Raw genomic sequence first — 7,303 nt, forward strand, 5'->3', positions numbered from 1 at the left:
GAGTAAGATATTTTTTGAAAATAGTTTCAAATATGGAAGATGATCAAGAATGCCTTCAAATTTTTAGCTGTAAATGATAAAGTATGATGGAATGATAAGTTGGAAGGGGATTTTAAGATTGATTCAGCGTTTTATTGAGCTTGGGGAAGGATATTCCGATATTTACGAACTGATTGAAACTGCTAAAGCGAACCGCAATCGACTGATGCATTTAATGGCAATCCATTCAAAGATAAATAATAAAGACGTTACCTCACTTGTTGTTATCCTTAAGCCGACCAATCCTGGCAGCTTTCAGGCAATGTATGTTTGCAGGGAAGGGATTCCCAATCCGCATGTGCTGAAAAACAAAAGATATGACATGTTTGCAGAGCTGGCAGCGGAACTGGACAAAACAATTATCGAGTTTGATGCAAAGCCATCCAACCAATTCGCAGAGAAAGAATTGTATTATCAATATTTAATAGGAATTCTAAGGCTGAACCACTATATCCCGCCTATGCAATAGAATTGCAAAATTGTAATAGCCTGATCAAGCAAAGATACAGAAAAAGGTGAGGAGTTTCTCCTCACCTTTACCTTTTTTATATACCCATTTTATAATCATATTCCTTCGCTTTATCAGGTGAAGAGTTTTCGAATTCCATTTTTAAGAATGGCTTATAAGAAGGTTCCACCTTTTTAACAAACGAATATGAACTGATCTTTTCCATTAACGCCTCTGTCTCTTCAAGGTTGCAATAGATCACGGCATATTTAAGTCTTTTCGAGACAAAATGAACATTTCCAAATCTTCTAAGCATCTTGGCTTGTTTCAGTGAATAGAGCCAGACGATTATTCCTTGCCTCTGTCCTATCATATTCTTGGTTCCCCTTTGGTAAACGTTTGCTTTGTAATAGTCTAGCATATAAAAACCTAAGTTTTCAATAATGAATATCCAGTTTGCCCCTTTTGTGGTTATTGCGTATTATGTTAAGAATAGCTAAAAGGCTTATATAAGTATTCCTGGTTTAATGGAAATGGGAAACAGGCTGCTCACTGGAGCCGGACAAATAAAGTATTTTATAAGGTGATTATATGGATATTGAAGTAATCTGGACACTATTTTTAAAAATGCTTTGTGAATACGATTCAATTGCTCAAGCAACTTATAAAAAGTCCGCAGGTATCCCCTTCTTATATATATATGCGAATGATCATCCAAGTAAAAATGAACTGGAAAAAGCCATAAGGCAATCAGCAGCTGGAGCAATGCAAGGCAAACAGCTTCATAGTGAAACTGAGTTTATCAGAAATGAAGACCATCTCTTTGTATTCCGCCATCGCTTCTATGTCCCGCAGAGAAAAATGTTCTGCTGCGGAAATCTATGCCCAGATTGTATAAGGCTTAAAAACCAGGAATAACGCACAGCAACGCTTTAAAGCGTTGGGGGTCAGACCCCCACTGCGTTAAAGGGGTAAAGAAAAGAGCATGGATTCGGTCCATGCTCTTGCTGATCTATTATGCGGAACATCCACAGCTTCCGCCGCTGCCACAGCCGCCACTACATGAGCTTTCGAAGAATGGGTTGCCAGTCGGCACTTTCACACTTTCTGAGACTGACCTGCCAATAATGACACTTACTTCATCAAGAAGCCCTTGAAGGTCATTTTCAGCTTTCTTGAACTCAGCTACGACCTCATCCATATCAAGATCCCTTTTAACGATGCGAATCTTGCCCATAACTTCCTTATAGTCAGGATGATACTTTCCGAACCTCTGGACTTCCTCATAGCGATCCTTCATATCCACAAACTCGCGAATCTTTCTTTGAGTTTCAGGATCGTTTTTAACACTATATAAACATTGCCGATAATGCTCGGCAATATCAGATTGCAAAATCATGCTGACAAGTTGTTCAGCTTCTTCTAATAACATAACTCTTTCTGATGTAACAGCAAGCAATGCTGGCTCACCTCCGAACCTCATTTTACCATGAATCTGCCAGAAATGCGAAATTTTCTGGTGCGCAGTATTTTAAGATAAGCGAGGCAAAAATTAAAGCTCTCTTCACACAGAAGAAAGCTTCGTCATGATTGGGAGTTCATGCTTGAGAACATATGCATCATCATTGATGCCATCTGGACACTATTGGAAAATTTCTGCACCTTATGCGGAATGGTTTTCTCAAAATGGTGGAGCGCAGCAATCTGTGCAGAGTAAATGTCGCGTGGGTCTCTGCTAAGCTTTCTATACCAGTGTGGCTGGGCTCGGACAAACTCAATTAATTCTTTATTGGACCGCAATTGCTCTATTACCTCTTTTCTCATAATTAGCTCCCTCCTAATCCTTCCTGAATGAAAAAGGATGCCCCGGACCAGAGCTTTTTGCAGACTGTTGGCCTCCTTTATGTCCCTGGAACTGCGAAAGTACCCCTTGAATCGCTCCGAGTGCCTGACTGATGTTAGAGATTTGTCCCTGCAATTGTTCTGGATCCATATTTTTCACCGCACCCATGATGGTTCCAAGCCAATCAGTTTTCTTTTCCTGTCCTTCGACTGAATCTTTATTTTCGCTGGTTTTGCTGCTGCTCCATTTAGGGTCATCCTCACCAAGCAGATACCAATCCTCATACAAATCCTGCCAGGTCGAGTTCCCTTTTCTCACTTCCTGGATGAGTTCAGGATGATCCTTTACAAACTCCTTGAATTTTTGAACAGAGGGATGAAGATTTTTTTTGGCCATAACTCTCACCTCACTGTGTAACAAATGCCTATAATAACTTATGATTTACATTTCAGATTGGTGAGGAAAATGCCCAATAAATATTGAATGTATTTTTATCTTTCTCAGACGTTCTTGTTCATCAAATTTTTTTTAAGTGTTAAAATAAAAAACAGATTGTAAATGCTGGCTATTTTCGCTAAGATCCTACTTTTGCTAAAAGGTTTGTAAGTGGGGGGAATAACCTTTTTATTACGAAAAAGGCCATAAAGAAAGAGGTAAATAAATAGATGGAAAAAGAATTGCAACAGCTATTAGAAGAATGCATCTCACTCTCCAGCGAACAAGATTTAGAAACTCTCCAGGTCGTTTTGTCAGGTGTCAAAAATAAACTTACAGGAAAAAACAGCACATTCATAGATGGACTCCTTCACATGGATAGAAGACTTGATAATGAAACATGCGAGATTGACATACCAATCACGAAAATGCTCGATAATACCCTTGGCATCGTGCATGGCGGCTTTACTGCCACGCTTCTTGATACCGCAATGGGAACTCTCGCGAATAAGCTTCTCCCTGACGGATATGCTGCAGTGACATCACAGCTTAATATCCACTATCTGTCGCCAGGTATTGGAGAACGCCTGCACTGCAAAGCGACTGTTGTCCATAAGGGCAGAAGTACAGTTGTTGTTGAAGCAGACGTATTCAGATCTGACGGCAAGAAAATAGCGCATTCATCAGGAAGCTTTTTCGTCGTGGAAAAACAACACAAATAGGGTGATTTAATGGTTACGGCAATTGTAATCCCGATCGTACTTGCTTATTTTTACTGGCTTACCAGGAGAGAAATGCAGGAAAATTACGAGGAGTGGATTAAGTTAGAGGATATTCCTGAAGAAGCAATTGTTAGCGGAAAAATCATCGATGTAAGCGAACGAAAAGAACGATTCTATTATCACAGGTTCAACCATATTTCTATCATGAAGATCCAGACTGACGTGAAAGACATTTATGTAAAAAAGGTCACCCCTTTGCGTAGCGGAGTTCAGATACCAGTATTTAAAGCAGGTGATGTTGTACATTTATACGGAAATTGGAAAGAAGGACAGTTCTCGATTAATCGCGCAATAAAACAAGAAAAAGAAGCCAGATAAAAGTTTCTCAGGCTTCTTTTTTTATGGATAAAGTTATGATAGCTATTACTCTTCCCAGCGTTTCACAAAATTCTGTGTGTAATGCTTTCGGTAAACACCGACTCCCAAGTGTGTAAATTCATTATTTAGTAAAGCTTCCCGGTGGGATTCACTGTTCAGCCAGCCTTCTACGACTGCTGGGGCATCCGTATAGTTGGCCGCAATATTCTCTCCTGCCAGTTCGTACAACACATCTGCTGCTTTTAAACGATCTGAAAGATTCCCGAATTTTTCGGACTCATGTGAAAAGTATGCCCCTTCTGCCATGTCTTTGCTGTGGGCATATGCAACTTCTGCCGTTTGGTCATCCCATTGGAGATTTCCTAATGCGTGACGTGACCTCATTACATTAGTGATATCGAGGATTTGTTTTTCCGTCCCTGCTTCAATTCTCTGCCAATCCTCTTCAGATGGCTCTGGAGGATCTATTAAGTCACCCCTGTATACCATTTCATACGGCCTTTGCTTTACGAGTGTGTCTTTATCCATATAGCGAATGCTAGAAACAGACCCGGTAAATTTGTCTATATACAGCTGTACGAAGTATTCACCCATTTTCACGATTGGCCTGGTATTCATATCTTGCTCAGAAAGTTCAAATTTATATGTGCTTCCATTTAGTTCGAATGTAACTTCAGGTTCGATAACATTAAGGGCAAAAATTTCATCTACAGGCTGTCCAATTCTGAATGGCTCTACATTGAGAGCCGGACCTATGCCATAAGCAGTAACGACCCTTCCATTAAGGACTCCTGCCTGGATATATTGGTCAAGGTCATTATTGAATACCCACCAATGAAAACCATAACCAGAAAGATCCACTCTTGACGGCTTTCCCAGGACAGACTTCAGGGCATCAATATCTTTACCCAAAAGCGACCCTACACCCTTTTCCGGCTGGCGAATTCCTTCATGAAGGCTCTGTTCACTGACCTTTTTATCAAGAGATTCATCTACTTTAGGCTTTGTTTCCTGTTCTAATACCAAGTCATCACCATTATCCTTGGTAAACCCCAGATATAAGCCAATTATTAAAAAGATTGCTGCAATGATTAAAATCCTTCCTATCGTGCGCAGATGGAAACCCCCTTTCTATTCAGCTCTCTTCGAATGCTTTATTGTTAATAACTATGAGGCATAGATCCATTTGTAAGAACATATAAGGCAGCAAAATGCTCTGAATCCTTTTAATCTCCATGATCTCCAAATCAATTTTTGAAGAAATCTGCCTACTAGATTCTTTCTATTACTATATGAGCAATTTTTAAAATTATTATATCATTTAATGAGTTCTTTTTGATAGAAGCATTGAATTAACAGCGAAAAACATTAAAAACCTCTTCATTTGGATTACTCAGCCGTGCGCTTTAATCGAAAACAAAAGAGGGTGTCCCGAAAGGTATAAACTTTTGGGACACCCTCTTTTTATTTATAGGGCGGCAGTATAAATGGTACATCGATTTCCGTTCCAGCCTCTTCGCTTTTCGCGGGGCTGGCGTTGGGCCATGTTTTACTGCAGTTGGGTGCCAGGTTCTGATATCTCTGAAAGTGCTTGCTGCGCCTGGTCATCGGTAAGTTCATCTATAGCAAAGTCTCCCAAAGCCACAATTCCTATAAGTTTATCTCCATCCACAACAGGCAATCTTCTGACCTTATGCTGTGCCATAAGCTTTGTTGCTTCCTGTGTTGACATATCTGGTGTAGCAGTGACCAGATGATTGCTCATGACTGCCTCAACTTTAGAAGATGGCGGGTGTTTCTCAGCTATGCCCCGAATGACGATATCCCTGTCGGTAATCATTCCAACAAGCCTGTCTCCATCTACTATCGGAATAGCACCTACATTTAATTCCTTCATCTTCACAGCAACCTCGAAGACATTATCCAACAAAGTACATGTTTCAACATCACTAGTCATGATTTCACGGATTTTACGCACCTCATAATCCTCCTTTTGTAAAACTTTGCTTTACTTTACTTTAGGATTTCCCTAACAAGGCATTTTATGCTGGAAAGACTACATAATTCTAGCTTACCTATCAGATACTATCTTTGCCGCAAGTTAAAAGAATAGGAAATGAACATATTTTTGCGAGATAGACAATCATTATGTCCATCAGTTTAAAAACTTTTCACGTGAAAAAAATAAGGCTCATTAAAAGAGCAGCTGTCGATAAACGGCCGATGGCTGAATCTAAGAAACAGCAGCAGTTGAAAAAAAACAAAGTGATTGAAGTTTCACTTTATATTCATTGCAACTTATTCAATTTTTTACTATTATTGAAACTGAGATATAATCTTACTTTAGTATATTTTAGCAGTGGTTTTTTAGGAGGGAATAAGATGAAATTTGAAAATACCGGCATTGAGACATTAAAGGCAGACTTAAACCGTCTTGACGAGGTTATGCTTGAGCATGGTCTTGTACGTGAAGGGCAATGGGATTATGAACGGGTTACTTATGACAAGAAGTACGAGATCAAAGAAGGTACATACTATCTTCGCGTTCAGGGCCATGTGCATGAAGGTGACGTTGGGGCACATAAAGCAATCATTCAGCTGATGACTCCATTGCTTGGAAAACATTATTATCCGCATGGTGTGGAATATGGTGAAGGTGAACATTTCCCTAAAACACTCGTAAGCCAGTGCGATAAGCTTCTTAAAGAAGTTAAAGCAGAAGTCGAGAAATTCGCATTATAGGAGCTAAATATCCAATTTGCGAAAAAGAAGCTCACAAGCTTTCTGAACACAAAAGACGCATGCAAATGCGTCTTTTTTTACTTCCGATATATTCCAGTAATCATAATATCCACCCGCTGCACTTTAAACGAAGTTAACAACAGAATTTCCTCCGTGATTTTATTCTGCAGTTCCAAAGCATTGTGAAAAATGGATGATTCACCAACCCTCACGCTTACATGGATTTTAACATTTATTATTTCTTGTTCAATTTCAACTATTACCCCATGGTCAGAAAGGACATTCTTTCTTAATTTTGAGGAAATGCTTGTTCTCTTCTTGAATCCAGATTGCTTAAAATAATGGCTTTCGTTAATATTGGCGTGAACAATCGCACAGACAGCACTGCATACCTCTCTTAAAAAAGGCGGCATGATGTTCTTAGTATTCTTCATTGCCCCACCCCTTGTTTTAGAAGGCTGATTTCGCAAAGAATCTTTTATATTTTGACTTCATTCTGTATATTGATTAGATTCATTTTCATTTCTTCTGGCTCGGGAACGAAGAGTTCATTAAATAGGCTGATAAGAAAAGTATCATTGTCCTCAAAAAAAGCATAGAATTAACGGTTTAACGTTGATTTTTGTTGTTTCTTATATTAAATGCGTACTATAATTTAAATGTTAAGGTTTTTTAATTTTTGGCTCTGTTAAACAA

The 7,303-nt window shown here is 39.1% G+C and carries 12 protein-coding genes; 5 read left to right on the forward strand and 7 right to left on the reverse strand.

The features are described from left to right. Positions 1–118 precede the first annotated feature (118 nt). Positions 119–508, forward strand: coding sequence for a DUF7147 family protein (locus V7201_RS19975; RefSeq protein WP_335378527.1), 390 nt, complete (start codon positions 119–121; stop codon positions 506–508). Between the two features lie 76 nt (positions 509–584). On the opposite strand, the gene V7201_RS19980 is transcribed toward V7201_RS19975, so the two are convergent. Continuing rightward, positions 585–860 (reverse strand): YlbG family protein, encoded by a 276-nt coding sequence (locus V7201_RS19980; RefSeq protein ID WP_251483168.1) that lies wholly within the window; start codon positions 858–860, stop codon positions 585–587. A gap of 218 nt (positions 861–1,078) precedes the next feature. Here V7201_RS19980 and V7201_RS19985 point away from each other — a divergent pair, with 218 nt between their 5' ends. Then, entirely contained in the window at positions 1,079–1,405 is a 327-nt protein-coding gene (locus V7201_RS19985; RefSeq protein WP_335378528.1) for a hypothetical protein, read from the forward strand. A 97-nt stretch (positions 1,406–1,502) separates the two neighbouring features. Here V7201_RS19985 and V7201_RS19990 read toward each other — a convergent pair whose 3' ends face one another. The 3 genes from V7201_RS19990 to V7201_RS20000 all read right to left on the reverse strand — a co-directional run bounded on the left by V7201_RS19990 (position 1,503) and on the right by V7201_RS20000 (position 2,726). Beyond that, positions 1,503–1,919 (reverse strand): YlbF family regulator, encoded by a 417-nt coding sequence (locus V7201_RS19990; RefSeq protein ID WP_335378546.1) that lies wholly within the window; start codon positions 1,917–1,919, stop codon positions 1,503–1,505. 152 nt (positions 1,920–2,071) lie between these two features. Beyond that, positions 2,072–2,311 carry a YlbE-like family protein gene (locus tag V7201_RS19995; protein ID WP_335378529.1) on the reverse strand — a complete coding sequence of 80 codons (240 nt, stop codon included), beginning with the start codon at positions 2,309–2,311 and terminating at the stop codon, positions 2,072–2,074. 13 nt (positions 2,312–2,324) lie between these two features. After that, positions 2,325–2,726 (reverse strand): YlbD family protein, encoded by a 402-nt coding sequence (locus V7201_RS20000; RefSeq protein WP_335378530.1) that lies wholly within the window; start codon positions 2,724–2,726, stop codon positions 2,325–2,327. A gap of 269 nt (positions 2,727–2,995) precedes the next feature. Between V7201_RS20000 and V7201_RS20005 the strand changes: the two genes are divergently transcribed. Both V7201_RS20005 and V7201_RS20010 read left to right on the forward strand, forming a co-directional pair. Further along, complete coding sequence (locus V7201_RS20005; RefSeq protein WP_335378531.1) at positions 2,996–3,487, forward strand: PaaI family thioesterase; 492 nt, start codon at positions 2,996–2,998, stop codon at positions 3,485–3,487. Positions 3,488–3,496: 9 nt separating this feature from the next. Further along, positions 3,497–3,865 (forward strand): hypothetical protein, encoded by a 369-nt coding sequence (locus tag V7201_RS20010; protein ID WP_335378532.1) that lies wholly within the window; start codon positions 3,497–3,499, stop codon positions 3,863–3,865. A 45-nt stretch (positions 3,866–3,910) separates the two neighbouring features. On the opposite strand, the gene V7201_RS20015 is transcribed toward V7201_RS20010, so the two are convergent. Together V7201_RS20015 and V7201_RS20020 are read right to left on the reverse strand one after the other, a co-directional pair. Then, a complete protein-coding gene (locus V7201_RS20015) occupies positions 3,911–4,972 on the reverse strand; it encodes a CAP domain-containing protein (protein ID WP_438825085.1) in 1,062 nt (353 codons plus the stop codon). Between the two features lie 442 nt (positions 4,973–5,414). Continuing rightward, on the reverse strand, positions 5,415–5,843 hold the full coding sequence (locus V7201_RS20020; RefSeq protein ID WP_335378534.1) for a CBS domain-containing protein: 429 nt from the start codon (positions 5,841–5,843) through the stop codon (positions 5,415–5,417). Between the two features lie 404 nt (positions 5,844–6,247). On the opposite strand from V7201_RS20020, the gene V7201_RS20025 reads away from it, so the two are divergent. Next, entirely contained in the window at positions 6,248–6,607 is a 360-nt protein-coding gene (locus V7201_RS20025; RefSeq protein WP_335378535.1) for a YugN family protein, read from the forward strand. Between the two features lie 77 nt (positions 6,608–6,684). Here V7201_RS20025 and V7201_RS20030 read toward each other — a convergent pair whose 3' ends face one another. Next, a complete protein-coding gene (locus tag V7201_RS20030) occupies positions 6,685–7,041 on the reverse strand; it encodes a hypothetical protein (RefSeq protein WP_335378536.1) in 357 nt (118 codons plus the stop codon). Positions 7,042–7,303 lie beyond the last annotated feature (262 nt).

It is taken from the genome of Bacillus sp. JJ1122, assembly GCF_036964885.1.
GTDB lineage: Bacteria > Bacillota > Bacilli > Bacillales > Cytobacillaceae > Mesobacillus.